28 protein-coding genes are annotated in these 25967 nt (G+C 69.1%); 15 read left to right on the top strand and 13 right to left on the bottom strand.

The genetic code is table 11. From position 1 onward, the window contains the following. Nucleotides 1-14: 14 nt before the first annotated feature. The 5 genes from ACSHWB_RS09585 to ACSHWB_RS09565 form a co-directional block, all read right to left on the bottom strand. Nucleotides 15-353, bottom strand: a complete 339-nt coding sequence (locus ACSHWB_RS09585; RefSeq protein WP_439661732.1) for a hypothetical protein — start codon at nt 351-353, stop codon at nt 15-17. Further along, entirely contained in the window at nt 353-997 is a 645-nt protein-coding gene (locus ACSHWB_RS09580; protein ID WP_439661731.1) for a DUF1707 SHOCT-like domain-containing protein, read from the bottom strand. Before ACSHWB_RS09580 ends, ACSHWB_RS09585 begins: the two co-directional genes overlap by 1 nt. Nucleotides 998-1016: 19 nt before the next feature. Continuing rightward, nucleotides 1017-1214: a hypothetical protein gene (locus tag ACSHWB_RS09575; RefSeq protein ID WP_439661730.1), complete on the bottom strand. Its 198-nt coding sequence runs from the start codon at nt 1212-1214 to the stop codon at nt 1017-1019. 100 nt (nt 1215-1314) lie between these two features. Next, on the bottom strand, nt 1315-2307 hold the full coding sequence (locus ACSHWB_RS09570; RefSeq protein WP_439661729.1) for a Gfo/Idh/MocA family protein: 993 nt from the start codon (nt 2305-2307) through the stop codon (nt 1315-1317). A gap of 34 nt (nt 2308-2341) precedes the next feature. Beyond that, nucleotides 2342-2989 carry a maleylpyruvate isomerase N-terminal domain-containing protein gene (locus ACSHWB_RS09565; protein ID WP_439661728.1) on the bottom strand — a complete coding sequence of 216 codons (648 nt, stop codon included), beginning with the start codon at nt 2987-2989 and terminating at the stop codon, nt 2342-2344. Here ACSHWB_RS09565 and upp point away from each other — a divergent pair. After that, nucleotides 2988-3611 carry a uracil phosphoribosyltransferase gene (gene upp, locus ACSHWB_RS09560; protein ID WP_439661727.1) on the top strand — a complete coding sequence of 208 codons (624 nt, stop codon included), beginning with the start codon at nt 2988-2990 and terminating at the stop codon, nt 3609-3611. The genes ACSHWB_RS09565 and upp overlap by 2 nt on opposite strands. Nucleotides 3612-3706: 95 nt before the next feature. Continuing rightward, nucleotides 3707-5005, top strand: coding sequence for a glycoside hydrolase family 18 protein (locus ACSHWB_RS09555; RefSeq protein ID WP_439661726.1), 1299 nt, complete (start codon nt 3707-3709; stop codon nt 5003-5005). A 38-nt stretch (nt 5006-5043) separates the two neighbouring features. Here ACSHWB_RS09555 and ACSHWB_RS09550 read toward each other — a convergent pair whose 3' ends face one another. After that, a complete protein-coding gene (locus tag ACSHWB_RS09550; RefSeq protein WP_439661725.1) occupies nt 5044-5685 on the bottom strand; it encodes a TetR/AcrR family transcriptional regulator in 642 nt (213 codons plus the stop codon). Nucleotides 5686-5741: 56 nt separating this feature from the next. Here ACSHWB_RS09550 and ACSHWB_RS09545 point away from each other — a divergent pair, with 56 nt between their 5' ends. Genes ACSHWB_RS09545 through ACSHWB_RS09530 form a run of 4 tightly spaced genes read left to right on the top strand, consistent with a single transcriptional unit; the run spans nt 5742 to nt 7741 of the window. Further along, the gene (locus tag ACSHWB_RS09545) at nt 5742-5948 is read left to right on the top strand and encodes a ribbon-helix-helix protein, CopG family (RefSeq protein WP_093591654.1); all 207 of its coding nucleotides are present in this window, start codon (nt 5742-5744) and stop codon (nt 5946-5948) included. A 32-nt stretch (nt 5949-5980) separates the two neighbouring features. Next, the gene (locus ACSHWB_RS09540; protein ID WP_093591657.1) at nt 5981-6367 is read left to right on the top strand and encodes a type II toxin-antitoxin system death-on-curing family toxin; all 387 of its coding nucleotides are present in this window, start codon (nt 5981-5983) and stop codon (nt 6365-6367) included. A gap of 34 nt (nt 6368-6401) precedes the next feature. After that, nucleotides 6402-6779 carry a MerR family transcriptional regulator gene (locus ACSHWB_RS09535; RefSeq protein ID WP_439661724.1) on the top strand — a complete coding sequence of 126 codons (378 nt, stop codon included), beginning with the start codon at nt 6402-6404 and terminating at the stop codon, nt 6777-6779. A gap of 47 nt (nt 6780-6826) precedes the next feature. Further along, nucleotides 6827-7741 carry an aldo/keto reductase gene (locus tag ACSHWB_RS09530; RefSeq protein ID WP_439664555.1) on the top strand — a complete coding sequence of 305 codons (915 nt, stop codon included), beginning with the start codon at nt 6827-6829 and terminating at the stop codon, nt 7739-7741. 70 nt (nt 7742-7811) lie between these two features. On the opposite strand, the gene ACSHWB_RS09525 is transcribed toward ACSHWB_RS09530, so the two are convergent. Both ACSHWB_RS09525 and ACSHWB_RS09520 read right to left on the bottom strand, forming a co-directional pair. After that, entirely contained in the window at nt 7812-8264 is a 453-nt protein-coding gene (locus tag ACSHWB_RS09525) for a flavodoxin family protein (RefSeq protein ID WP_439661723.1), read from the bottom strand. Next, nucleotides 8264-8731, bottom strand: coding sequence for a hypothetical protein (locus tag ACSHWB_RS09520; protein WP_439661722.1), 468 nt, complete (start codon nt 8729-8731; stop codon nt 8264-8266). Before ACSHWB_RS09520 ends, ACSHWB_RS09525 begins: the two co-directional genes overlap by 1 nt. Before the next feature lie 20 nt (nt 8732-8751). Between ACSHWB_RS09520 and ACSHWB_RS09515 the strand changes: the two genes are divergently transcribed. Continuing rightward, on the top strand, nt 8752-9378 hold the full coding sequence (locus ACSHWB_RS09515; RefSeq protein WP_439661721.1) for a class I SAM-dependent methyltransferase: 627 nt from the start codon (nt 8752-8754) through the stop codon (nt 9376-9378). 39 nt (nt 9379-9417) lie between these two features. After that, entirely contained in the window at nt 9418-9741 is a 324-nt protein-coding gene (locus tag ACSHWB_RS09510; protein ID WP_439661720.1) for a hypothetical protein, read from the top strand. On the opposite strand, the gene ACSHWB_RS09505 is transcribed toward ACSHWB_RS09510, so the two are convergent. Genes ACSHWB_RS09505 through ACSHWB_RS09495 form a run of 3 tightly spaced genes read right to left on the bottom strand, consistent with a single transcriptional unit; the run spans nt 9734 to nt 13770 of the window. Next, a complete protein-coding gene (locus ACSHWB_RS09505; RefSeq protein ID WP_439661719.1) occupies nt 9734-11335 on the bottom strand; it encodes a phospho-sugar mutase in 1602 nt (533 codons plus the stop codon). The two genes, ACSHWB_RS09510 and ACSHWB_RS09505, sit on opposite strands and share 8 nt — an antisense overlap. After that, nucleotides 11332-12123, bottom strand: coding sequence for a purine-nucleoside phosphorylase (locus ACSHWB_RS09500; RefSeq protein ID WP_439661718.1), 792 nt, complete (start codon nt 12121-12123; stop codon nt 11332-11334). The genes ACSHWB_RS09505 and ACSHWB_RS09500 overlap by 4 nt, the downstream gene beginning before the upstream one ends. 9 nt (nt 12124-12132) lie before the next feature. Next, nucleotides 12133-13770, bottom strand: a complete 1638-nt coding sequence (locus ACSHWB_RS09495) for a serine/threonine-protein kinase (RefSeq protein WP_439661717.1) — start codon at nt 13768-13770, stop codon at nt 12133-12135. A gap of 93 nt (nt 13771-13863) precedes the next feature. On the opposite strand from ACSHWB_RS09495, the gene ACSHWB_RS09490 reads away from it, so the two are divergent. The 6 genes from ACSHWB_RS09490 to ACSHWB_RS09465 all read left to right on the top strand — a co-directional run bounded on the left by ACSHWB_RS09490 (nt 13864) and on the right by ACSHWB_RS09465 (nt 21697). Next, nucleotides 13864-15579: a methylmalonyl-CoA mutase family protein gene (locus ACSHWB_RS09490; RefSeq protein WP_439664554.1), complete on the top strand. Its 1716-nt coding sequence runs from the start codon at nt 13864-13866 to the stop codon at nt 15577-15579. Then, complete coding sequence (gene scpA, locus ACSHWB_RS09485) at nt 15576-17711, top strand: methylmalonyl-CoA mutase (RefSeq protein ID WP_439661716.1); 2136 nt, start codon at nt 15576-15578, stop codon at nt 17709-17711. Before ACSHWB_RS09490 ends, scpA begins: the two co-directional genes overlap by 4 nt. After that, nucleotides 17704-18696, top strand: coding sequence for a methylmalonyl Co-A mutase-associated GTPase MeaB (meaB, locus tag ACSHWB_RS09480; protein ID WP_439661715.1), 993 nt, complete (start codon nt 17704-17706; stop codon nt 18694-18696). Before scpA ends, meaB begins: the two co-directional genes overlap by 8 nt. Before the next feature lie 56 nt (nt 18697-18752). Next, nucleotides 18753-19046 carry a hypothetical protein gene (locus tag ACSHWB_RS09475; protein ID WP_439661714.1) on the top strand — a complete coding sequence of 98 codons (294 nt, stop codon included), beginning with the start codon at nt 18753-18755 and terminating at the stop codon, nt 19044-19046. Nucleotides 19047-19250: 204 nt separating this feature from the next. Next, nucleotides 19251-20423, top strand: a complete 1173-nt coding sequence (locus ACSHWB_RS09470; protein WP_439661713.1) for a M20 family metallopeptidase — start codon at nt 19251-19253, stop codon at nt 20421-20423. After that, a complete protein-coding gene (locus ACSHWB_RS09465) occupies nt 20420-21697 on the top strand; it encodes an amidohydrolase (RefSeq protein ID WP_439661712.1) in 1278 nt (425 codons plus the stop codon). The genes ACSHWB_RS09470 and ACSHWB_RS09465 overlap by 4 nt, the downstream gene beginning before the upstream one ends. A gap of 55 nt (nt 21698-21752) precedes the next feature. Here the strand turns inward: ACSHWB_RS09465 and ACSHWB_RS09460 are convergent, their stop codons facing one another. Together ACSHWB_RS09460 and ACSHWB_RS09455 are read right to left on the bottom strand one after the other, a co-directional pair. Beyond that, nucleotides 21753-23192: an alkaline phosphatase D family protein gene (locus ACSHWB_RS09460; protein ID WP_439661711.1), complete on the bottom strand. Its 1440-nt coding sequence runs from the start codon at nt 23190-23192 to the stop codon at nt 21753-21755. A gap of 30 nt (nt 23193-23222) precedes the next feature. Beyond that, on the bottom strand, nt 23223-24932 hold the full coding sequence (locus ACSHWB_RS09455; protein WP_439664553.1) for a glycerol-3-phosphate dehydrogenase/oxidase: 1710 nt from the start codon (nt 24930-24932) through the stop codon (nt 23223-23225). A gap of 284 nt (nt 24933-25216) precedes the next feature. Here ACSHWB_RS09455 and ACSHWB_RS09450 point away from each other — a divergent pair, with 284 nt between their 5' ends. Next, a complete protein-coding gene (locus ACSHWB_RS09450) occupies nt 25217-25960 on the top strand; it encodes an MIP/aquaporin family protein (RefSeq protein WP_439661710.1) in 744 nt (247 codons plus the stop codon). The last annotated feature ends 7 nt before the right edge of the window (nt 25961-25967 follow it).

Here is a 25967-nt window from a genome sequence, read left to right as displayed (position 1 = left end):
GAAGTTCGCCCAGCTCAGGGTGCAGGTGAGGCGGGTAGGAGGGTCTGCTCGCCAGTACTGTCGATGATGATGATCGCGCCTCGGCGACCGAGTTCCTCGTAGTGATCGGCGAACTCGTCGAAGTCCTCGATCTCGTCGTCCAGCCACGACCACTCGCCCGGTAGCGCGGTCAACTCGTCCCGCACGATCTCGAGCACGTGGTCGAAGCGGTTGACGTCACGTCGGAATCGGAAGTCGGCGTGCGGGCAGGAGAGGATCACGGTCCACCGGTGGGTGGCGCGTTCCCCGTCCATCTTCAGCCACACGGCCGCGCCGGCGAACCCGGCGAGTTCGATCAGGTCGGCGACCTTCATCAGTCCAGCAGTTCGCGCAGGATGCTCGACTTCTTCCGCTTCGGCCCCTTCACCTCGACGCCACCCATGATCGCGAGCCCGGTGATCCGCACCGTCGGCGCGCCGGGGATGTGGCGCCGTCCGGGAGCGCGGTCCTCGAAGGCGCCCATGAACCCGAACCCGTCGACCTTGATGTTGATGTCGTCGGGCACGCGGATCTCGACGCCGCCCCAGAACGCGAAGCAGCTGATCGTGACCTCGGCCTCTTCGAAGCTCGCGTGGGTCAGGTCGATCTCGATGCCGCCCATGATCGCGACGGCGTTGTGCATGCGCGGCACGACCCACTGGCCCTTGCGGTTGACGCCGGACCAGAAGGCCACGGACACCGCGCTGCCGGGCGGGCCACCGATGCGGTCGCTCACGGCCGGCTGGTACTGCGGCACGGCGGGGGTCTGCGGCAGGCCGCTCAGCACCAGGTCGGCGGTGATGGGCACGAGTTCGCCGTAGGTCTTCGCGGCGTAGACGGCCACGAGACGCTCGTCGAGCTCGTGGATGTCGAGGCGGCCCTCGGCGGTCGCCTTGTGCAGCACCTGCGCGATCCGTTCCCGGTCCGCGTCCGAGGCGCGCATGTGACTCTGGTCAGCGGGTACCAGCTCGTCGCTCACCCGATCGAGTCTAGAACGCTCACTTGCGGTTCGGTGCGTACTTGACGGTGATCGCGAAAGTGATCACCAGGAGTGCCGCGATCGCCGCAGCCAGTGCCGGGCTGTAGCCCCACATCAGTGGCAGCACACCGATCACCACGGCGAGTGACCCCGAAACACCCAGGATGACCAGCGGGGATTCACACAACTGCTGGACGGGCTTCTGTTCGATCGTCACCGTTCGTACCTCCGCGTCTCAACTGGCTACGAGACTCTTCGGAGTCGATTCGGCGGTTCTGTACTCCCGGATCGGGTTGTCCGGCGCCCTGATCAGGTGGTCATGGCGTCGGCTGGCGTAGCGGCAGCCCTGCCGCGCGGTAGATCGAGTCGATCACGGTCATGTTGTTCACCGCGTCGTCCGCTGTGGTCGGGAACGGCTTGCCGTGCAGCACGGCGTCGGTGAACGCGTCGAGCTGGTAGGCGTACGTCGCGCGCTTCCCGAACGTCTCCGAGGACTTCTTGTCCTTGAGCTTCAACGACAAGCGGTGCAGCGTCTGCGGGCCGAGCGGGTTGAAGACGCTCAGCGTGCCGTTCTCGCCGATCGCCTTCATCGACAGCTTGAACACCGTCGACGACCACAGCGACGCGTGCACGGAACCCGTGTGGCCAGAGGGAAAACGCAGTGAGGCGCGCATGGCCCTGTCGATGGAAGGCCCGCGCAGCAACGCTTTCGCCGACTTCACCTCGGGCTCTTCACCGCCCAGCAGCCGTGTCATGTGCACGGCGTAGCAGCCGGCGTCCATCATCGCGCCGCCCGCGAGCGAGTAGTCGTAGCGGATGTTGGAGAACACCGGCAGCGGGAAGCAGACGGACGCCTCGACGTGCCGCAACGGGCCGAGCACGCCGGAGCCCATGATCTCGGCGACGCGCATCGCGAGCGGGTGGTAGCGGTAGTGGAACGCTTCCATCACCACCAGGCCGGACGCGGTGGCGGCCTTGGCGACGGTGGCCGCCTCGGCGGCGTTCGCGGTGAACGGCTTCTCGCACAACACGTGCTTACCGGCTTCCAGCGCGGCCAGCGTCCACTTGCCGTGCAGGCCGTTGGGCAGCGGGTTGTAGACGGCGTCGACGGCCGGGTCCGCCAGCAGGTCCTCGTACGAGCCGTGCACGCGCGCGATGCCGTGCTTGTCGGCGAAGGCCTTGGCGCGTTCGGCCGAGCGCGCGGCGACCGCGACGACTTCGGCGACCGTCGAGGAGCGGGCCGGGCGGATGACAGCGGGGGGCGCGATCATGGCCGCGCCGAGCACTCCGATGCGCACGTGGTCTGTCACGCGGCCGACCCTACACCTCTTCAGTTAACGGCGTTTACTCCACCAGGTCGGTCTCCCGCGCCGGGAAGAACGAGATCTTCTCGATCGGTGAGGGGTCCGACCAGTTCCACGACTCCATCTGACGGCGCGAGCGCCTGCCGAAGAACGCGCGCCACAACTCGTACCCCTCTACCTCCAGGGTGATCGGGCCGTCGCCGAGGTCGCCGAAGTCGGTCTTCACCGTCACGTCGGTCAGCACGCGCGGCGCCATCCACACCAGGGTCGGCTGCCACACGGTGTCCGGCAGGCGTTCGCGCCCGAGCGCCGCGCGCAGGTCGGCCTCGTGCGTGATCGCGTCCAGCGCGAGCTGGAACGGCAGCCGTGGCATCTCGCTGATCTGCTCGCCGAAGACGTTCCACTGCTCCAGCAGGTCCTGCACCGGGACGCCCTCGCGTTCGGCGACGTGCCGTGCCGTCCACTCGTCCGACGGCGCGCCCTCCATGCGCCCGGTCACCAGATCCGACGACTCGCCGGACAGGTGCGCGATCACCTGGTGCACGGTCCATTCAGGACAGGCGGGCACGGTCCGTGCGAGCTCGTCGGCGGTCAGGCCCATCGTCAGGCCGACGATGCGCTGACGTGCCTCGCGGTAGATCTCTTCGAACACCCCTAGCTCCTCCCAGCGGGTTACGGTGTCGAGCATGGACGTCCTGGTCGTCGATCATCCACTCGCCAAGGCGAGACTCACAACGATGCGTGACGCGCGCACGGACAATGCCGCCTTCCGCGCCGCGTTGCAGGAACTCACCGTGATGCTGGTCTACGAAGCGATGCGTGAGGCGCCGCTCAAGGAAGAGCGCACGCACACGCCGGTTGCTCGTACCACCGGCTACAAGCTCGCAAACCCGCCGCTGCTGGTGCCGGTGCTGCGGGCCGGCCTGGGCATGGCAGACCAGGCGCACAAGCTGATCCCGGACGCCCAGATGGGGTTCGTCGGTCTCGCCCGCGACGAGGAGACGCTGCAGCCGACGCCGTACATGGAGTCGTTGCCGGAGGACCTCGCCGGACGCCCCGTGTTCGTGCTCGACCCGATGCTCGCGACCGGTGGCTCGATGGCGTACACGATCCGCCTCCTGACCCAGCGCGGCGCGACGGACGTGACGGCCGTGTGCGTGCTCGCGGCGCCCGAGGGAATCAATCACCTGGAGGACTCGAAGCTGCCGTGCCGTCTCATCACAGCGTCGGTGGACGAGAGGCTGAACGACTCGGGCTTCATCGTCCCTGGCCTGGGTGACGCCGGTGACCGACTGTACGGGGCGGTTTAGGACATACCTCCGATCGGACGTAGCAGTGGTCTAGACCTCAGGCCTATCGTGCTGTGGACCACACTCGCCGCTGCCGCGAACGAACTAGGAGACTCATGTCCAGACGGAGATGGGGTGTCGCCGCTCTCGCGGTCGGCGCCCTGTCCGCGTCGCTGGCCGTTGCGCCCGCGAACGCCGACGTCGAGACCAATGGGCACCACGGTTACTCGAAGACCCGGACCGTCGGGTACTTCATCCAGTGGGGCGTGTACGACCGGAACTTCCGGGTCAAGAACCTCGTGGACAGCGGGGCCGCCGCGCGGCTCACGCACCTGAACTACGCCTTCGGTTTCCTCGACGAGGCCGGCAAGTGCGTCAGCGCCGACCCGTGGGCGGACTGGCAGATGCCGCACACCGCCGAGCAGTCCGTGAGCGGCAAGGCGGACGAGGCCGGTCAGGTGCTCGCGGGCAACCTGAACCAGCTCAAGCAGCTCAAGGCCAAGTACCCCAAGCTGAGGATCAACATCTCGCTGGGCGGTTGGACGGGCTCGCGCTACTTCTCCAACGCCGCGCTGACCGCCGAGTCGCGCGCCGCGCACGTCAAGTCGTGCACCGACATGTGGATCAAGGGCAACCTGCCGGGTCTGCCGGAAGGTGCCGCCAAGGGCGTCTTCGACGGCATCGACCTGGACTGGGAGTGGCCGGCGAGCGCGGGCAACCCCACGCCCCCGAACGTCATTCGCCCCGAGGACAAGCAGAACTTCACCAAGCTGCTCGCCGAGTACCGCAAGCAGATGGGCTGGAACCGCGACCTGACCGCGTTCCTGCCGGCCGACCCGGTGCAGGTGGATCGCGGCTTCGAGGTCTCGAAGGTGTTCTGCTACCTCACCTTCGGCACGTTGCAGGGCTACGACTACCACGGTGCCTGGGACGCCCCGGCGAACCAGCAGTCCGCGCTCCGGGTGCCCAAGGGCGACCCGTCGGAGTTCGAGTTCAGCTCCGAGGTGACGGTCAACGCGTGGCTCTCGCGCGGTGCCCCGCGGTCCAAGGCCGTGCTCGGCGTCCCGTTCTACGGCCGCGGCTGGGACGGCGTCGCCCCCGGCACGCGCAACGGCCTGTTCGGCACCGGTGTGCCGGCGCCCGCCAAGTACGAGGCCGGTTACGAGGACTTCCACCGCATCAAGGCGAAGCTCTCCGAGCCCGGCAACGCGTACAAGATCTACCGCGACGAGAAGGCCGGCTTCGCGTGGATCTACGACGGCAAGACCTGGTGGACCTACGACGACGCGACCGAGATGAAGCGCAAGGCGCGCTACATCAACGACCGCAGGCTCGGCGGCGCGATGATCTGGTCCCTCGACGGCGACACCGCCAACGGCGAACTGATCAAGGCGCTCGACGGAGCACTGAAGTGAGGCCGCACCACCGAGACGGACTGTCCTAACCGGACAGTTCAGCGGGTCCGGGGAGGTTTCGCGGCGGCCGCCTCCCCGGATTCCGCAATTTTCACGGAGTCCGTCCGCCAGCCACGGCCGTGCGCGCGCAACGCCAGTTCGTACGTGGCGGCCGCGTCGATGCCGGGCGGCAGGTTCCCGTTGAGCTCCAGGCTCACCAGGCCGTGCGCGATGCCCCACATCGACATCGCGATCTGCTCAGGGTCCTCCGCGAGGTAGACGCCCTGCTCCACCGCGCGCCGCACCGCGTTGATCACCGGCGCGAACGTCCTGCCCGCCGCGCGGCTCATCTCCTTCGTCGGTTCGACGACCTTCGAGTAGAGCACCGAGTAGAACTGCGGGTCCTCCAGCGCACCGCGCCGGTACGCGAGCCCGATCTGCAGCAGGTCCTCCGCCGGGTCGCCGGTCACGGGCACCGCCGCGAGGTTCTTCCCGAACTGGGTGAACGCCTCGTCGTAGAGCGCCTCGAGCAACGCCGGTTTTCCGCCGAAGAGGGAATAGACCGCCGTCGTCGAGGTGTTGACGTCGGTGGCGATCTTGCGCAGGCTCACCGCGGCGGGACCCTCGGTGCTGAGCAGCTCGCCCGCTCGCTCGAGCAGACGCCGTCGCAGAGCGTCGTCGTGGGTCTTGGGCCTGGGCATCAGGCAATCCTAACGGGCGCTGGCCCCAGTGGTATCAGGTTGATACCGTCACTGCCATGGCGATGACCTTGCGGTTGACCGAGGAGGAGAACCTGCGGCTCGCCGAACTGGCGCAGTCCGAGGGGCGCTCCAAGCAGGAGGTCGTGCGGCTGGCGATCGCGGATCGTTACCAGCGCATGCAGCAGGAGGAGAAGCTCGGCGAGGTGCTCGGGCGAGTCCTGCCCAAGTACCGAAGTCTTTTGGATAGGCTCGGTTCTTCCTGAATCTGTCAGACCTCTGTGATCAACTGGGTGCCGTGATCTCCTACCTCGACGCCGGGGACCTCTTAGTGCTGGCCACAGCCGTGACCGGCGGCGATCTCCTCGTCAGGGACATCGGCCTGCTGGACACGGCGGCCTACCGTCCCCGCGCCACCGTGCTCGGCGTGGAGGCCTACGACACGCTGTGGCTGAAGTCCTCCGCTCTGCTCGACTCGATCGTCAGAACCCGCCCCCTGGTCGAGGGGAACTGGCGGCTGGCCTGGGTGGCCGCCGTCACGATGTGCGACATCAACGGCTACTGGATCGACGCCGACGAGGACGACGCCCTCGACCTCGTCCGCGCGCTCGGCCGCGACAAGATCGACGTCCCGGAGATGGCCGGCCATCTCGAAGCGTGGGGACTCCCGAAGGATTCCGCTTGACCTAGAGTGCACTCCAGGTCTTAGCGTCGAGCCTGTGAGTTACTCGATAGCCCAAGCCGCGCAGCGCAGTGGGTTGTCCATCGACACCTTGCGCTACTACGAACGAATCGGGCTCGTCGACCCGCCCGCGCGAGACTCGGGCGGCCGTCGCAGCTACTCGGAGGAAGACCTCGGCTGGCTGGCCTTCGTGACGCGCCTGCGCACGACCGGCATGCCGATCCGCATGATGCGCGAGTTCGCGCAGCTCAGGCACCGCGGCAACCTGACGGCAGGCCGCCGCAAGCAGATCCTCGTCGAGCACCGGAGTGACGTCCGCGCCCGCATCGCGGAGCTGCAGACGTGCCTGGAGGTGCTCGACTACAAGATCGACCACTATGCGGTGGTCGAGCAGGACTTGGAGGCGACGGCGTGAGCCGTTTGTTGGGATCGCTGCAGGTCGGGCCGCAGGGCCTCGGCTGCATGGGAATGTCGGAGTTCTACGGCGCCGGTGACGAGCAGGAGTCGATCGCGGTGATCCACCGCGCGCTCGAGCTCGGCGTGACGCTGCTCGACACGGCCGACATGTACGGCCCGCACGTGAACGAGGAGCTGGTGGGCCGCGCGATCGCGGGCCGCCGTGCGGACGTCGTGCTGGCCACGAAGTTCGGCATCGTCCGGGAGGGCGGCACGCGCTCGGTGCGCGGCGACCGCGACTACGTGCGCTCGTCCGTCGAGGGCTCGCTCAAGCGCCTCGGCGTGGACGTCATCGACCTGTACTACCTGCACCGCGTGCCGGCCGACACGCCGATCGAGGAGACCGTCGGCGCGATGGGCGAGCTCGTGGCGGAGGGCAAGGTGCGCTTCCTCGGCCTGTCAGAGGCCGGTGCGTCGACCCTGCGCCGCGCCCACGCCGTGCACCCGATCACCGCGCTGCAGAGCGAGTGGTCGCTGTGGTCGCGCGACATCGAGGCGGAGATCGTCCCGACGGCCCGCGAACTGGGCGTCGGCCTCGTGCCGTACTCGCCGCTGGGCCGCGGCGTGCTGACCGGCCGCTTCACCTCGGCCGCGGACTTCGGCGACGGCGACTTCCGCGCCGCGAACCCGCGGTTCTCCGGCTCGAACCTCGACGTGAACCTCAAGATGGTGGAGGACCTGCGCGCCCTGGCCGCCGAGCGCGGCGTGACCGCGGGCCAACTGGCGCTCGCCTGGGTGCAGCACCGCGGGCAGGACGTCGTGCCGATTCCGGGGACCAAGCGCATCAAGTACCTGGAGGAGAACGTCGCGGCGGCGTCGCTGGAGCTGTCGGAGGCGGACCTGGCCGCGATCGAGGCCGCGGTCCCGGCGTCGGCGGTGGCCGGTGACCGGTACCCCGACATGAGCTCGATCGGCCGCTAGAACACACGTTCGAAAGCATCCCCAGGGTTGTCCACAGGTTGGGGACAACAGGCTGTGGACAACCCTGGTTTCATGTGGACAACTGAGCCGCAACGGTGGCCCCGAGCTCCCAGCACGCCTCCAGGTCGGCCTTCGACGGCTCACCCGTGACGACCACGTGCTGCGCCGCCTTCTCCCAGCCCAACCCGGTCGTGGCGGTCTCCACGCTGCGCACCGCACCCGTCGTGTCGTTGTTGCCGTGCACGTAAAGCCCGAACGGCCTGCCCCGCGTCGAGTCGAGACACGGGTAGTAGACGGTGTCGAAGAAGTGCTTCAGCGCACCGCTCATGTAGCCGAGGTTCGCGGGCGTGCCCAGCAGGAAACCGTCGGCTTCGAGGGTGTCCACAGCGGTTGTGGACAACGCGGCCCTGCGCACGACCTCGACGCCCTCGATCTCGGGTGTGGACGCGCCGGCGACCACGGCCTCGAACATCGCCTGGAGGGCGGGCGACGGCGTGTGGTGGACGATCAAGAGCCGCGCCATCAGTAGTCGATCTCGTAGTCGGAGCTGTTCGGCGGCGTGTCGTCCACACCGAGCGCCAGCAGGTCTGCGGAGGTCACCGTGTCGACGGTAGGACCCATGAGGCCGATCAGCTCGTCGGCGATGTCGAGGTGGGCCTCCCTGGACTGCTCGTTCAGCTTCCTGATGTCGCCGATGCGGCTGAGGACGCCGGTGTGCTCCAGTCGCTGCACGATCAGGCCGGCCTCACCGAAGCCGTCACCCGGCGAGGTGATCACGGCGTTCGTCCTGGCGGTCTTGCTGAGCATGAACGCCAGCACGGGCTCGGCTTCGAGGTCGACGCCGAAGGCTTTCAGCAGGCCGTCGCGGACGCGTTCCTGATGCGCCTTCATGGCGTCGCTGAATCCGCCGCGGAAGATGTCGAGGCCACGCTTGCTGTCCGGGTGTGCGTCGAGCACCGCCTGCGCCAAATCGCGCCGCGTGTAGTCCATGAGCGGCAACATAGATGACCATGACCCGAGCCTCCTACGACATCGTCGCCGCCAGTTACGCCGAGCTCCTCCCGGACGCGCACGACGGCCGCCCGCTCGACGCCGCGATCATGCGCGCGTTCGCCGAGCTCACCGAGGGCCCGGTCGGCGATCTCGGCTGCGGCACCGGCCGAATCACGCAGCACCTGCACGAGCTGGGCCTCGACACGTTCGGCATCGACCTCTCCGACGGCATGCTCGACCAGGCGCGGAAGCGGTACCCGCACCTCACCTTCACCCAGGGCGACATCACGGAGCTGGACCTCGCGGACGACAGCCTCGGCGGCGCCGTCGTCTGGTACTCCACGGTCCACATGCCGGCGGACGAGGTGCCCTGGCCGGAGTTCCACCGGGTCCTCAAGCCTGGCGGACACCTGTTGCACGCCTTCAAAATGGGTAACCGCAAGGGACACCTCGGCCACGCGTACGGCCACGACGTGGACCTCCACGTCCACTGGCACGACATGGACGAGACCGTGACCAACGCGACCGCGGCCGGGTTCAACGAAGTGGCACGCCTGCAACGTCAGAAGGGTGTGGACGAAGGCGGGCCGCAGGCGTTCTTGTTGCTGAGCAAACGGAACCCCGCGGCGGGAAGCGCGTCTTAACGGGTGTACACAGGAGGGACCATGAAGACCACTGCCCTAATGACCACCAGTCCCCGTCAGCGTCGCATCACCTGGGGTTTCGGCCTTGCGATCGGCATCGGGATGATCGGGATCGGGCCCCTCTTCGCGTCGGTGTGGCCGGGATTCGACCACAGCCCGTGGGACATCAACACGATGTTGCTCGGACTCGGCGTGGGGCTCTGCACCATCGCGTACATCTTCGGCCGGATCGCCGTCGCCGCGGTCACCGAGGGGCGTCGCAACGCGGTGTCCCCGCCGACCAGAAGGGCCTACTTCGTGGCCGGCGGGGGATTCGTCCTCGCCGCGCTCGCGTTGACGCTCGCTCTGGCGACGTCTAGCTGACGAGCGCCGCCACCCGTTCCCTCAGTTCAGCCAGCCGGGCCCTACCTGACGCACGGGCGGACTCCAGTCCGTCCGTGACTGGCTCGACCACTTCCAGGTATGCCTTGAGTTTCGGCTCGGTGCCGGACGGGCGCACGATCACCCGCACGCCGTCCGCCGTCCAGCGCAGCACGTCCGCGCCGGGCAGCAGGTCCTCCGACGTGAAGCCGGAGGGCGGGTCGTTGCGCAGCCGGGTCATCGTCGCCCCGATCAGGCTCAGATCGGTGTAGCGCAAGGAGACCTGGTCGGTCAGGTGCAGGCCGTGGTCCACCGCGAGCTGGTCCAGCGCGTCCAGCAACGTCCGTCCGGAGGCCTTCAGGCCCGCGGCCAGATCCGCGGCGACGACGGCGGCCGAGATGCCGTCCTTGTCGGCGACGTGCACGGGGTCGACGCAGTTGCCGAGTGCTTCCTCGTAGGCGAACACCAGGCCCTCGCCCGCGCGTGCCAGCCACTTGAAGCCCGTCAGCGTCTCCGCGTACCGGGCGCCGTGCGCGGCCGCGATCGACTTCAGCAGCGACGACGACACGATCGTCGTCGCCACCAACGGATCCGTGGACTCGGTGGTCGACAGCACGAGCGAGCCGAGCAGCACACCCGTCTCGTCACCGCGCAACATCCGCCACGACGAGCCGTCGCGAACGCCCAGCGCGCACCGGTCCGCGTCCGGGTCCAGCGCGATGGCCAGGTCCGCGTTCACCGACGCCGCGAGGGCGAGCAGCTCGTCGGACGCTCCCGGCTCCTCCGGGTTCGGGAACACCACGGTCGGGAAGTCCGGGTCCGGCACCGCCTGCGACCGCACCACGTGCACGTCGGTGAAACCCGCGCGCCGCAACGCTTCCACGGCGAATGCGCCGCCCACGCCGTGCATCGGCGTCAGCGCGATCTTCAACGAACGCGAGTTGCCGCGGGGCAGTGACGCCACCTGGTCCAGGTACGCGTCCACGTCGGCGTCGGAGACCGTTGTGTAGGTGACGTTGCGAGGCACGGACACCGCGGCCGGGACAGCCTCGATGGCCTTCTCGATCTCGCCGTCCGCGGGCGGCACGATCTGCGAACCGCCGGTCAGGTACAGCTTGTAGCCGTTGTCCGCGGGCGGGTTGTGCGACGCGGTGATCTGGATCCCCGCCACCGCACCGTGTGCGCGCACCAGGTAGGCCAGCACAGGCGTCGGCAACGGCCCCGGCAGCACCCGCACGTCGAAGCCCGCGGCCGCCATCACCTCGGCGGCGGCCGTGGCGAAGTCCTCCGACCCGTGCCGGGCGTCCCGGCCCACGAACACCAGGCCGGTCCCGCCGAGCCACGACGCCAGACCGGCCGTCGTGCGGACGACCGTGGCGACGTTCATGCCGTTCGTGCCCGCCCGCACCGGCCCGCGCAGCCCGGCGGTGCCGAAGGTCAGCGGCCCGGCCATCCGGTCCTGGAGGTCCTCCAGCGCGGCGGGGTCGCCGCCCATCGCCCGTGCCAACACGCCCTGCAGCTCTGTTCGAGTCGCGTCCGACGGATCGTCGGCGATCCACCGGAACGTCGCGTCACGCAGTGCCGGCGTCAGGCTCATGCGCGGTCCACCAGCTCGCGCAGCAGCGTGCCCATGCGCTCGGCCGCGGCGGCGCCGGCCTCCAGCACCTCCTGGTGGTTCAGCGGCTCGCCGGTGATGCCCGCCGCGAGGTTCGTGACCAGCGACAGCCCGAACACCTCGACGCCCTCGGCACGTGCGGCGATCGCCTCGTGCACGGTCGACATGCCGACCAGGTCCGCGCCCATCGTGCGGAGCATGCGGATCTCGGCGGGCGTCTCGAAGTGCGGTCCCGGCAGGCCCGCGTACACGCCCTCCTCCAGCGAGGAGTCGATCTGCTGGGCCAGCGCCCGCAGCCGCGGCGAGTAGAGGTCCGTGAGGTCCACGAACCGCGCGCCGACCAGCGGCGACAGCGCCGTCAGGTTGAGGTGGTCGGAGATCAGCACGGGCTGCCCGACGGACATGCCCTGCCGCAGGCCACCGGCCGCGTTCGTCAGCACGACCGTGGACACGCCCGCAGCCGCGACCGCGCGCACGGCGTGCACGACCTTCTGGACGCCCTTGCCCTCGTAGCCGTGCGTGCGGCCGAGAACGATGAGGACCTTCTTGCCACCGACGTCGACGGAACGGATGGTGCCGCCGTGGCCGAGCGCGGTCGGCGCCTCGAAGCCCGTCAGCTCGCCCACCGGGATCTCGGTGACGGGTTCGCCGATCACGTCGGCGGCGGGCCGCCAGCCGGAGCCGAGCACGATGGCGATGTCGTGCTTCGCGTTGCCGGTGCGGCTCTGGATCTCTTCCGCGGCCTTGCCGGCCAGCTCTTCTGGAGTCACCGCGAGAGCTTAAACCGGGGCGAACGTCGAGGCGATCGCGTCGAACAACCGCACGCGCGCCTCGTCCTCCTGCTCGGTCGGCACCACGACCTCGACGATCCACAGGTCGTTGCCGTGGGGGAGCAGGCGGGAGAAGTGCGACCGCCGCAGCGCGGTGGGCTCGCCACCCTCGACCGTCCGGTAGATGAACTGGACGCTGGCCTCGCTGCGCGGCCCGGCGAGGTCCGGTGTCGGCACCATCTCCCCGCCGAAGAACCGCCCTGGCCAGCGCCCCTGCACCCCGAGGACGTACGCCTTGATGTCGCGCTTCGGGTAGAACTCCGGGAATCGCTGCACCGTCACCTCGTACGCGCCGCTGCCGGACACGAAGTGCACCACCGCGGACGTCGGCAGCCGCGCGTCGGCGGCCCGTTGCTCGGTGTAGGTCGACCAGCTCTGCTCGACGTTCAGCGTGAACTTCCCGCCCTGGTCGCCGTTCGCCGTCAGCGCCGACGCGGTGCGCGGCTGCAGCGTCGCCGACGTGGGCAGCGTGGGCAGCGTGGGCAGCGTCTGCTCGGTCGGCGGCAGCAGCGGCGCGCCCGCGGCGAACCTGGTCAGCGCGAACCCGCCACCCGAGCCGGCCACGAACAGCAGCAGGGCCGCGACCAGCACGAACGTCGTGGCGACGCGTCCGCGCGGCTTGTTCTGCGCCATCGGCTTGGTGAGCATGAACGGCAACGGGCCGGGGTCGTCGGCCAGCGGCGCGTCCGGCTCGATCTTCGGCTTGGGCCGCACCACGATCGGCGGCTGCACGGGCGTGCGGACCTCGAACGCGTCCGTGCCCGGCTCCGGCAGCAGGGGGTAGACCTGCTTGCGCACGTCGACCAGCGACAGCCGCTCGTCCGCGTCCTTGCGCATCAACCCGCTGATCACCGGCGCGAGCCGCCCGGCGCCCGCCGGCACCGGCACGTCGCCGTGGATCACCGCGTTGATCGTCTGCATGACGTTCTTGCCCACGTACGGCGGCTCACCCGCCATCGCGGCCCACATCGTCGCGCCCAGCGACCACCTGTCCGCGGCCGCCGACACGTCACCGCCCTGCGCCACCTCGGGCGCGATGTAGGCGGGCGTGCCGAGCGTGATGCCGCGCGCGGTCATGGTGGCCTCGGCGACGTTGCGCGCGATGCCGAAGTCGGTGAGCTTGACGCGGCCGTCGTCCGCGATGAGCACGTTGCCGGGCTTCACGTCCCGATGCGTGATGCCGGCCCGATGCGCCGACGCCAGCGCCGCCGCGATCGCGTCCAGCACCGCAGCACCCTGCTTCTCGGTGAGGCAGCCCTGCTCCTGCAACACCTCGCCGAGACTGCGCGAGGGGACGATCTCCATCACGACGTACGGGTCGCCGTCGTGCTGCACCACGTCGTAGAGCGTTACGAGGTTCGGGTGGGAGAGCGCGGCAACGGCGCGCGCCTCGCGCATCGTCCGTTCCCGCAGCTGGTCTGCCTCGGCGTCGGGCATGCCGGGGGGCCGCAGGATCCCCTTGACCGCGACCTGCCTGCGCAGCACCTCGTCGTGAGCAGCCCAGACGGTGCCCATCGAGCCCTGACCCAGAAGGTGCAGCAGCCGGTACCTAGCCGCGATCAAGCGATCCTGGTCACCGTTCTCCACGTCCTCATTCTTCCTGACACACTGACTGCATCGTTAACGGCGGTGAACCTCACATAGCCGTGTCGGTACTGGTCGGTAACACTGCAACGCATGATGGAGTTGGCTTTGACCGCCGAATTCCGCCCGAACGAGTTTCCCTCAGCGTCGAGGGAACAATGGCGTGAGCTGGTCGACGCCGTCCTCCGCAAGACAGGTGCGAGCTTCGACTCGCTGGTCACGAAGACGTACGACGGCATCGAGCTGCAGCCGCTCTACACCCTCGACGACGCCCTCGAACCCTATGCGCTCGCGCCGGTGAAGCAGGGCTGGGACATCCGTCAGCGCCACGCCGTGCCCGATCCGGTCGCGTTGATGAACGACCTGGAGGGCGGCGTCACCTCGTTGTGGCTCGCCGTTCCGGCCGCGTCGCTGGAGGGCCTGCTCGACGGCGTCTACCTCGACCTCGCGCCGATCGTGCTCGACGGTTCCGTCGAGGCCGCCTCGGCGATGCTGCGGATCTACGACCAGGCGCCGGTGCTCGCCGACGAGGTGCGCGGCAACCTGGGGCTGGCGCCGTTCGGCCCCGCTCTGGACGTGATCCGGCAGGCCCGCTCGACGTTCCCGGGGCTGCGGACCGTGGTGGTGGACGCGTTGCCGTTCCACGACGCCGGCGGGTCCGACTCCGAGGAGCTGGGTGCTTCTCTGGCGTTGGCCGTCTCGTACCTGCGTGCTCTGACGGGGGCCGGCTTCAGCGCCGCGGAGGCGTTCGCGCAGCTGGAGTTCCGGTTCGCCGCGACAGCCGACCAGTTCATGACCATCGCGAAGCTGCGGGCCGCTCGCCGGCTGTGGGCGCGGGTGGCCGAGGTGTCCGGTGTTTCGGACTCAGTGCAGGTGCAGCACGCGGTGACGTCGTCGGCGATGATGACCCGCCGCGACCCGTGGGTGAACATGCTGCGCACGACGATCGCGACTTTGGCCGCTGGTCTCGGTGGGGCCGACGCGGTGACCGTGCAGCCGTTCGACGCTGCGATCGGGCTGCCGGACGAGTTCGCGCGGCGGATCGCGCGCAACACGCAGAACCTGCTGCTGGAGGAGTCGCACCTCGGTGAGGTGATCGATCCCGCGGCCGGGTCCTGGTACGTGGAGCAGCTGACCGACTCGCTGGCCGTTTCGGCCTGGGCGTGGTTCCAGGAGATCGAACGGGCGGGCGGGTTCGCGGAGGCGCGGTCGCTGGTCGCCTCGCGGATCGCGTCGACGTGGGCCGCGCGGTCGGCTCGGCTGGCGGATCGCAGCGACCCGATCACGGGGGTGAGCGAGTTCCCGAACCTCGGGGAGAAGCCGGTCGTGCGCGAACCCATGCCCGTGGCACCGGAAGGCGAGCTGCCGCGGGTCCGTTATGCACAGGCCTTCGAAGAGCTGCGTGACCTCGCCGACGCCCAGCCCGAACGCCCGCAGGTCTTCCTCGCCACCCTCGGCCCGGTAGCCGCTCACACCGCCCGAGCCACCTTCGCCGCGAACCTCTTCAACGCCGGCGGTTTCGCCACCCCGAACGCGGGCCCGACCAGGACCGCAGCCGACGTCGCCCAGAAGTTCAAGGAGTCCGGCGCGAAGGTCGCCGTCCTCTGTGGCAGCGACACCAGCTACGCCGACCAGGCTGTCCAGACCGTCGAGGCGCTGCGTCAAGCAGGAGCTGAACGGGTACTTCTGGCAGGCAAGAAAACAGACGCGACTGTCGACGGCTTCGTCTACACGGGCTGCCCGGCGCTGGAAATCCTCACCGACACGTACGTATTCCTTGCCATCAAGGAAGTCAAGGGAGTGGAGCGATGATCCCCAACTTCGCGGACATCGACCTCGGCCCCGTCCCGCAGGCGAAGTACGAGACCGACCTGCCGCCGTGGGAGACGCCGGAGGGCATCGCGGTCAAGCCGGTCTACGGCCCGTCCGATGTGGACGGTCTCGACTTCCTGCAGACCTACCCCGGCGTGGCGCCGTTCCTCCGGGGCCCGTACCCGACGATGTACGTCAACCAGCCGTGGACCGTCCGCCAGTACGCGGGCTTCTCCACGGCCGAGGAGTCGAACGCCTTCTACCGCCGCAACCTCGCGGCCGGTCAGAAGGGCCTGAGTGTCGCGTTCGACCTGGCCACGCACCGCGGCTACGACTCCGACCACCCGCGCGTGGCCGGTGACGTCGGCATGGCCGGCGTGGCGATCGACTCGATCTACGACATGCGCACGCTGTTCGACGGCATCCCGCTGGACAAGATGTCGGTGTCCATGACGATGAACGGCGCGGTGCTGCCGATCCTCGCGCTGTTCGTGGTCGCGGCGGAGGAGCAGGGGGTGAAGCCGGAGCAGCTCATGGGGACGATCCAGAACGACATCCTCAAGGAGTTCATGGTCCGCAACACCTACATCTACCCGCCCGCGGCGTCGATGCGGATCATCTCCGACATCTTCAGCTACACCAGCCAGCACATGCCGAAGTACAACTCCATCTCCATCTCCGGCTACCACATGCAGGAGGCAGGGGCGACGGCCGACCTGGAGCTGGCGTACACGCTCGCGGACGGCGTCGAGTACATCCGCGCGGGCCGCGAGGCCGGGCTGGACGTCGACAAGTTCGCGCCACGCCTGAGCTTCTTCTGGGCGATCGGCATGAACTACTTCATGGAGATCGCCAAGATGCGGGCCGCGCGCCTGCTCTGGGCGAAGCTGGTCAACGACTTCGAACCCAAGAGCCAGAAGTCTCTCAGCCTCAGGACCCACTGCCAGACGTCCGGCTGGAGCCTCACCGCGCAGGACGTCTACAACAACGTCGCACGCACGTGCGTCGAGGCGATGGCGGCGACGCAAGGCCACACGCAGTCGTTGCACACCAACGCACTCGACGAAGCGCTCGCGCTGCCCACGGACTTCTCCGCGCGCATCGCCCGCAACACGCAGCTGCTGCTCCAGCAGGAGTCCGGCACCACGCGCGTGATCGACCCGTGGGGCGGCAGCGCGTACGTCGAACGCCTCACGAACGAGCTCGCCGCCAAGGCGTGGGAGCACATCAGCGAGGTCGAGAAGGCCGGCGGCATGGCCCGCGCGATCGACGAGGGCATCCCCAAGCTGCGCATCGAGGAGGCCGCGGCCCGCACGCAGGCGCGCATCGACTCCGGCCGCCAGCCCGTCATCGGCGTCAACAAGTACCTCGTGGGCAACGACGAGAAGATCGACGTGCTCAAGGTCGACAACGCCGGCGTGCGCACCCAGCAGCTGGAGAAGCTGCGCAGGCTCAGGGAAGAACGCGACCAGTCCGCAGTGGACAGTGCGCTCGACGCCCTCACGAACGCCGCGAACGGCGGCGGTAACCTGCTGGAGCTGGCGATCGACGCCGCCCGCGCCAAGGCCACGGTCGGCGAGATCTCCGAGTCGCTGGGCAAGGTGTGGGGGCGGCACACCGCCCAGATCCGCACCATTTCCGGCGTCTACCGGCAGGAGGTCGGCTCAGTGTCCAACGTGGACGCCTGCCGCGAGGTCGTCGAGACGTTCGCACGTGAAGAGGGCCGCCGCCCGCGCATCCTGGTCGCCAAGATGGGCCAGGACGGCCACGACCGCGGCCAGAAGGTCATCGCCACCGCGTTCGCCGACCTCGGCTTCGACGTCGACGTCGGCCCGCTGTTCCAGACGCCGGACGAGGTCGCGCGCCAGGCCACGGAGGCCGACGTGCACATCGTCGGCGTCTCGTCGCTCGCCGCGGGCCACCTCACCCTGGTGCCGGCACTCAGGGAGGAACTCGCCAAGCTCGGCCGCGAGGACATCATGATCGTGGTCGGCGGCGTGATCCCGCCGCAGGACTTCGACGAGCTGTACGCGGCGGGTGCGGCGGCGATCTTCCCGCCCGGCACCGTGATCGCGGACGCGGCGAAGGACCTACTGGTGAAACTCGCGAAGCAACTCGAGCACCATGGCTAGGGTGATCGACGTCGCCGAGTACACGAAAGGCGTCCTCGACGGCAACCGCGGCGTGCTGGCCAGGGCCATCACGCTGGTCGAGTCGACGCGCGCGGACCACCGGGCCAAGGCCCAGGAGCTGCTGATCGAGCTGCTGCCGAAGTCGGGCGGTGCGATCAGGGTCGGCATAACCGGCGTGCCCGGCGTGGGCAAGTCGACCTTCATCGACGCCCTCGGCACCACGCTGACCGAGCAGGGGCACCGGGTGGCGGTCCTTGCCGTCGACCCGTCCTCCACCCGCACGGGCGGCAGCATTCTGGGTGACAAGACGCGGATGCAGCGGCTGTCGGTGAACCCGGACGCGTTCATCCGGCCCTCGCCGACGTCCGGGACGCTCGGTGGCGTCGCGCAGGCCACCCGCGAGACGATCGTGCTGGTCGAGGCCGCGGGCTTCGACGTGGTGCTGGTCGAGACCGTCGGGGTCGGGCAGTCCGAGGTGGCCGTCGCGAACATGACGGACTGCTCGCTGTTCCTGACCCTCGCGCGCACCGGCGACCAGCTGCAGGGGATCAAGAAGGGCATCCTGGAGCTCGCGGACGTCATCGCGGTCAACAAGGCGGACGGCGAGCACGAGCTGGACGCCCGCAAGGCCGCCCGCGAACTGGCCGGCGCGCTGAAGCTGCTGCGCCCGCCGGACGCCCTGTGGCACCCGCCGGTCCTGACGTGTTCCGGCCTCACCGGTGCCGGTCTCGACGAGCTGTGGTCCCGAGTGCTGGAACACCGCCGCACCCTCGAGAACGCCGGGGAACTGGACGAACGCCGTCGCCGCCAGCAGGTCGAATGGACCTGGATGATGGTCCACGACGAGCTGTGGCGGCAGGTGCGCGAGAGCACCGCCGTGCGGTCGCTCGCGCCCTCCCTGGAGGAGAAGGTCCGGCTGGGAGAGCTCACCGCCACCCTTGCGGCCGAGCAGATTTTGAAGGCGTTCCAATCGGACTCACGGTGAGCGCTTAACTAGTTTGGGTGACCTTCGATCGTGGTATTCGAGGTAGAGTTCAGGCCATGTCGAGGTTGCTGCTGGCCTGCGTGTTCTCGCTGATGAGCGTTCTCGGGATCGCCGGAGTGGCGTCCGCGCAAGAGGCGGCGAACGCGCCTGTGGCGGCCGCGCAGCAGACGACAGTGAATCCGGCTCCCGACGTGAACGCGCCGCAGGCGCCGTCGCCTGAATCCCGTGAAGAGACCAAGCGCAAGCTGTGGATCGGCGGCATCGCCGTGCTGCTGTTCGTGCTGGTCTACTACCGCAACAAGAAGCGGTGGACGAAGTGGCGCAAGGAACGGGCTGCCAAGAAGGGCTAGCCGGTCGGTAACACCGCTGAGACAGCGCGTCCCACATGTTGGGACGTAATAGTCAAAATTAAGCGTGTCTCGCGACCATTTGCGTCATCGTTGATCGGTCAGACCGAAACTCGCTCGCCGCTCGGCGCAGCGCTGCGACCGGCCGTCCGGTTGATCATCATCAGCGCGTCGCGTCCCACGGGCGGTGATGCAGGATGGTGGCAAATGAGTACCGACTTGAAGATCAGCACACGCTCGACCCTCGAGCGGTACTCGGACGCGTTGCTGGACCTGTCGCACTCGATCCACGCCGAGCCTGAGCTGGCCTTCGAGGAGCACCGCAGCGTCGAGAAGATCACCTCCCTGCTCGCCCGCGAGGGTTTCAAGATCGATCGCGGGGTCGCTGATCTCGACACCGCGTTCGTCGCGACGTACGGCGACGGCGAGCTGGTGCTGGGACTTTGTGCCGAGTACGACGCGTTGCCCGAGGTCGGGCACGCGTGCGGGCACAACGTCATCGCCGCCGCTTCCGTCGGCTCCGCACTCGCTCTGCGTGACATCGCCGACCAACTGGGTATCACCGTCAAGGTGATCGGAACACCAGCGGAAGAGGTCGGCGGCGGCAAGGTGCTCATGCTGGAACGAGGCGTGTTCGACGACGTCTCGCTCTCGATGATGGTGCACCCGGCGCCGTACGAGTCGTGCGCCGCCAAATCGCTCGCCATCACCGACCTCGAGGTGCGCTACACCGGCAAGCCGTCACACGCGGCCGCCGCCCCGCACCTGGGGGTCAACGCCGCGGACGCGGTGACCGTCGCGCAGATCTCGATCAGCCTGCTGCGGCAGCACTTCGAGCCGGGCCAGATGGTGAGCGGCATCGTCACCAACGGCGGCACCGTGCCGAACGTAATACCCGCCCGCGCATCGGCGATGTTCGACGTGAGGGCGGAAAACCTGGAATCGTTGCAGCGCCTGGAGAACCGGATCCGGGACTGCTTCTCAGCCGGTGCGCTCGCGACCGGCTGCACCCATGAGGTGGTGCAGGTCTCCCCGATCTACGCCGAGTTGACTCCCGATCCGTGGCTCGCCGACGCCTACCGGCGTGCGGCCACTGAGCTGGGAAGACGACCGCTCTCGCCCGAACAGGAACAACGAGAGAAGATCGGGAGCACCGACATGGGCAACGTCACCAGAGTGTTGCCCGCAATCCACCCGACCATCGCCATCGACTGCGGAGACGCGGTGAACCACCAACTAGAGTTCGCGACCGCCTGTGCCTCGGCGTCGGCCGACCGTGCGCTCCTCGACGGAGCTCTTGCCATGGCTTGGACGACGATCGCGACAGCCACCGATTCCCAGCAGCGAGCACGGCTGCTGGCCCGCGGAGGTGCGGCATGACGGTTCTGGACTCCCGGCCTTCGGGCTCCTCAACTGTGAAGACGTCCACCGAGATGCTCGTGGACCCCACCGGGGTGAGCATGTCTCCTGTGGATGATCTGGGAGAAGGCCGTGGCCCCGCCTGGCTCGACGACTGGCTGAAGGCGAACTCCGCCGACGTCGTCGCCTGGCGCAGGCACATCCACGCCAACCCCGAGCTCTCCCGGCGCGAGTACAACACCACCGAGCTCGTCGCGAAGCTGTTGCGCGAGGTCGGCCTCAAGCCGCGCATCCTCCCCGGCGGCACGGGCCTGATCTGCGACATCGGCCACGGCCCTCGCTGCGTGGCCCTCCGCGCGGACATGGACGCCCTGCCGCTGCACGAGAACACCGGCCTGCCGTTCGGGTCCACTGTGGACGGTGTGTCGCACGCGTGCGGTCACGACGCCCACACGACGGTCCTGCTCGGTGCCGCGCTGGCCCTCGCCTCGGCGACGGAGCTGCCCGGCCGCGTCCGGCTGGTGTTCCAGCCGGCGGAGGAGGTCATGCCGGGCGGTGCGCTCGACGTGCTCGCCGCGGGCGGACTCGACGGCGTGGAGCGAATTTTCGGTCTGCACTGCGACCCGCGCCTGCAGGTCGGCCGCATCGGCACGCGCATCGGCGCCATCACGTCGGCCTCCGACCTGCTGGAGCTGCGGCTGTCCTCGCCGGGCGGCCACACCTCGCGCCCGCACCTCACCGCGGACCTGGTGCACGCGCTCGGCACGGTCATCACCGGCCTGCCGACGATGTTGTCGCGCCGCGTCGACCCCCGCTCCGGCACCGTCCTGGTGTGGGGCGCGGTGCACGCGGGCGAGGCGCCGAACGCCGTGCCGCAGGACGGCCTGGTGCGCGGCACGCTGCGCACCGGTGACCGCGACATCTGGGCCGAGCTGGAGCCGCTGGTCAAGGACCTGGTGACGGGCCTGCTGGCCCCCACCGGTGTCGGCTTCGACCTGCACCACCGCCGCGGTGTGCCGCCCGTGGTCAACGAACGCGAGTCCACCCAGATCCTGCGCGCCGGCATCGAGGCCGCACTGGGCGACGACGCGCTCGCGGGCACCGAGCAGTCCTCCGGCGGTGAGGACTTCGGCTGGTACCTGGAGCACGTGCCCGGCTCGTTCGCGCGCCTCGGCGTGTGGAACGGCCAGGAGAAGCAGCGCGACCTGCACCAGCCGACGTTCGACCTGGACGAGCGCGCGTTGCTCGTCGGCGTCCGCGTCATGGTGCACACCGCCCTGGCCGCGCTGGCCTGATCTGGAACGAACGGCGAACCCCCTGAGCTTCACGGCTCAGGGGGTTCGCGCGTGTTCAGGGCAGTACGCGCTCGACCTGAGCGGTGTCGTGCAGCGTCCGGAACGAGTGGGCCAGCGTGGTGGTGGCGTTCGGGTCCCGCTTGTCGGAGACGTAGTGCCAGTCGACGCGGACCTCCTCCGGCGTGACCGTGAGCACCGAGGCGCCGTGCGAGTCGAGCTCCACGAACTTGACGTGCGGGTTCAGCGCCATGAACTGCGCCTCGACCACCAGCGACCCGGTCCGCGGCGGAACGCCGATGCGCTCGTCGAAGTTGTCCGACGTCACCGAGGTCGCGACGAACTCCGATGCCACCGACCTGTCGCCCAGCGGCACGTTGATCGCCCAGGACGAGTGGATGTCGCCGGTCAGGAACACGGTGTTCTTCATCCCGGCCCGGTCCAGCGCCTTCAGCACGGTCTCCCGGTCGGCGGGATAACCGTCCCACTGGTCGGTGTTCGTGGTGGGCTGACCCGGCAGCGGCGGGATCTTCAGCGGCGCCATCATCACGGAGTTGCCGACGAGCTTCCACCGGGCGCAGCCGTCGGTCAGCGTCTCCACGAGCCACGACCGCTGCGCGTCGCCCAGGATCGTCGAGGGCGTGCGGTAGCTGCGGAGATCCAGCATCGTCAGGTCGGCGAGCCGGCCGAACCGCACGCGCCGGCTGAGTTTGCCCTCCCGCACCGGCATCCACTCGAAGTAGGCCTGGGTCGCCGCGGCCAGCCGGGCACCCCACGGGCCCTCGGTGGCCGGGTCGTGCACCGGCGAGCCGATGGACGACGAGTTCTCGGCCGACTCGTGATCGTCCCAGGTGACGATGAACGGGTGCGTCGCGTGCAACTGCTGCAGGTGCGGGTCGGTCTTGTACTGCGCGTGCCGGATCCGGTAGTCGGCCAGCGTCTCGCACTCGCGCTGCGGTTCGGTGACGCGGACGCCGGGATCGGAGTACTCGTAGATGTAGTCGCCGAGGTGGATCACGGCGTCGAGGTCGTCCCGCGAGGCCAGGTAGCCGTAGGCGGCGAAGTAGCCCGCGATCCAGTTCGAGCAGGCCGCCACGCCGAAGCGCAGCGAAGCGCAGTCGTCGGTGGGCGCGGGCGCGGTCTTGGTGCGGCCCACCGGTGACACGACGCCGTCGGCGCGGAAGCGGTACCAGTAACGGGTCGCCGGCCGCAGCCCGGACACCTCGACCTTCACGGTGTGGTCGCGCCAAGGCCCGGTGTGCGTCACGCCGCGCCGGACGATCCGCGCGAACGACGCGTCGGCCGCGACCTCCCAGCGCACGGGCGACGACGTCACGACCCGCGTCCACAGCAGGATCCCGTCCGGCAACGGGTCACCGGACGCGACTCCGTGCTGGAACACCGCTTCCTCGGCGGAAGCGGGAAGGGAAGTACCGGCGGTGACAGCGCCTGCCACCGCACCGGCCTTCAGAAAAGTTCGACGATCAACCCCAGTCATGCCTTCCAGCATGCCGGGGTTCGCTCACAGTCAGCTCACGGGTTCGATCAACTGCGGTCGTGCTTCCGGTGCCGCGGCGCGAACCGCGTCCGCCGCCTGGTCGTCCGGCTTGGTCTGCGACGTGCGCTCGGCTTCCACGCGGACGTTGTAGACCTCGACCTCCCGCTTGATCGTGTCCTCGTCCCACCCGAGGATCGGCGCGATCAGCCGAGCCACCGCCTCCGACGAGTCGACGCCGCGGTGGGCGTACTCGATGGAGATGCGGGTGCGCCGCGTCAGCACGTCCTCCAGGTGCATCGCGCCCTCGTGCGAGACCGCGTACACCGCCTCGACCTGCAGGTAGTCCGGTGAGGCCGGGATCGGCTTGAGCAGCTCGGGGTTGTCGGCCGCGAGCGAGAGCACCTCGTGCACCAGCGAGCCGTAGCGGTCCAGCAGGTGCCGGACGCGGTACGGGTGCAGCCCGTGCTTGGCCGCGAGCTGGTCGGCCTGGTTCACCAGCGCGTGGTAACCGTCGGCGCCGACCAGCGGCACCTTGTCGGTGATGGACGGCTGGATCCGGCCCGGCACGTCGACCTGCGCCGCGTCGACGGCGTCCGCGCCCATCACCCGGTACGTCGTGTACTTGCCGCCCGCGATCGCCACCAGGCCAGGGGAGACCCGTGCGACGGCGTGTTCGCGCGACAGCTTCGACGTCGAGTCGGACTCGCCCGCCAGCAACGGCCGCAGGCCCGCGTAGACGCCCTCGATGTCGTCGTGCGTCAACGGGGTCGCGAGCACGGAGTTGACGTGTTCGAGGATGTAGTCGATGTCGTGCTTGGTGGCCGCGGGGTGTGCCAGGTCGAGGTTCCAGTCGGTGTCCGTGGTGCCGACGATCCAGTGGTTGCGCCACGGGATCACGAACAGCACGGACTTCTCCGTGCGCAGGATCATCCCGGCCTCGGCGACGATCCGGTCGCGCGGGACCACGATGTGCACGCCCTTCGACGCGCGCACCCGGAACCGGCCGCGCGAGCCGGAAAGCCGCTGCAGTTCGTCCGTCCAGACACCGGTCGCGTTGATCACGGCGTGCGCCCGCACGTCGACCTCGCGCCCGTCCTCGACGTCCTTCACCCGCACACCGGACACGCGGTCAGCCTCGCGCAGGAACCCGACCACCTGGGTCGACGTGCGCACCACGGCGCCGTAGTGGGCGGCCGTGCGGCCGACCATCATCGTGTGCCGGGCGTCGTCGGCCTGCGCGTCGTAGTAGCGGATTCCGCCGATCAGCGCATCGCGCTTCAACGCGGGCACCAGCCGGAGCGCGCCCGCTCGGGTGAGGTGTTTCTGCCCCGGCACGGACCGGGCGCCGCCCATCGTGTCGTACAGCAGCAGGCCGGCCGCCGAGTACGGGCGTTCCCAGATCCGGTTGCTCAGCGGGTAGAGGAACGCGACCGGCTTCACCAGGTGCGGCGCGATGCGCGTGAGCATCAGCTCGCGTTCGCGCAGTGCCTCGCGGACCAGCCCGAACTCCAGCTGCTCCAGGTAGCGCAGGCCGCCGTGGAAGAGCTTGGAGGACCGGCTCGACGTGCCGGACGCGAGGTCACGGGCCTCGACGAGCGCGACCCGCAGGCCTCGCGTGGCCGCGTCCAGCGCAGCGCCGACACCGACGACACCGCCGCCGATCACGACGACGTCGAACGTCTCCGCGCCCAGCCGCTGCCAGGACTCCTCGCGTTCGGCAGGCCCGAGCCGGCCGGTGATCGGCGGCTCGGCATGGGTTCGTGGTGGTGCAGCTGCGTTCTTGCGCGTGGCCACGACAGACGCCTCCCTGCTACGACTTCGCCTCACGCTACCTTCAGCGACCGCCGTCCGCCCACGGGCGCGCAGGCCAGATCCCTTCGGCCTGCAAATGGCCCCACCACAGGCGCTTGGCGTGGACAACTGATCAGCTCGGTAATAGCGTCCGAGCACGTTGTAGGCGGGCGGCGCGGCCCTGACCTCGGGTTTGCGCGTCCTGTCTGGCCGCAAACGAGTGGAGGTCGACGATGAGCGCAGGCTCGATCTTCGTCTGGGAGACGCTGGGGACCGCGGTCCTCATCCTCCTGGGCACCGGTGTCGTCGCGAACCAGGTGCTCAAGAACACCCTCGGAAACAGCACGGGCTTCCTGTTCGTCAACGTCGGCTGGGCCTTCGCGGTCTTCGCCGGCGCGAGCATCGCCAACCCCAGTGGGGCGCACCTCAACCCCGCCGTCACCCTCGGCCTCGCCATCGCGGACAAGACCCCGTGGGGCGACGTGCCCGTCTACATCCTCGGACAGATGGTCGGCGCGATCATCGGTGCGATGTTGTGCTGGGCGACGTACAAGCTGCAGTTCGACACGCACGACGAACCGCAGAACACGCTCGGCATCTTCTCCACCGGGCCGACGGTGCCGAACGCTCCGTGGAACCTCGTCTCCGAGGTCATCGGCACGTTCGTGCTCGTCGCGTGGATCCTGTTGTCGCCGGGGGCGAAGGTGGCCGTGGACGGGGTGCCGACGTTCGGCAACTCGGCACTCGGTTACGCCGGCGTCGCGTTCGTAGTGCTGGTGATCGGCACGTCGCTCGGCGGCCCGACCGGGTACGCCATCAACCCGGCGCGCGACCTCGGTCCGCGCATCGCCTACGCCTTCATGATGCCGATCCACAACAAGGGCAACGCCAACTGGGGCTATTCGTGGGTCCCCGTCGTCGGCCCGCTCGTGGGTGGCGCGCTCGCCGCGCTGCTCTACCTGGTTCTCCCGGTCTGAAAGGACT

This window comes from Lentzea sp. HUAS TT2 (assembly GCF_051853195.1).
GTDB lineage: Bacteria > Actinomycetota > Actinomycetes > Mycobacteriales > Pseudonocardiaceae > Lentzea.
The sequence above is the reverse complement of the archived record's forward strand: the minus strand, read 5'-3'. Positions and strand labels throughout refer to the sequence as shown.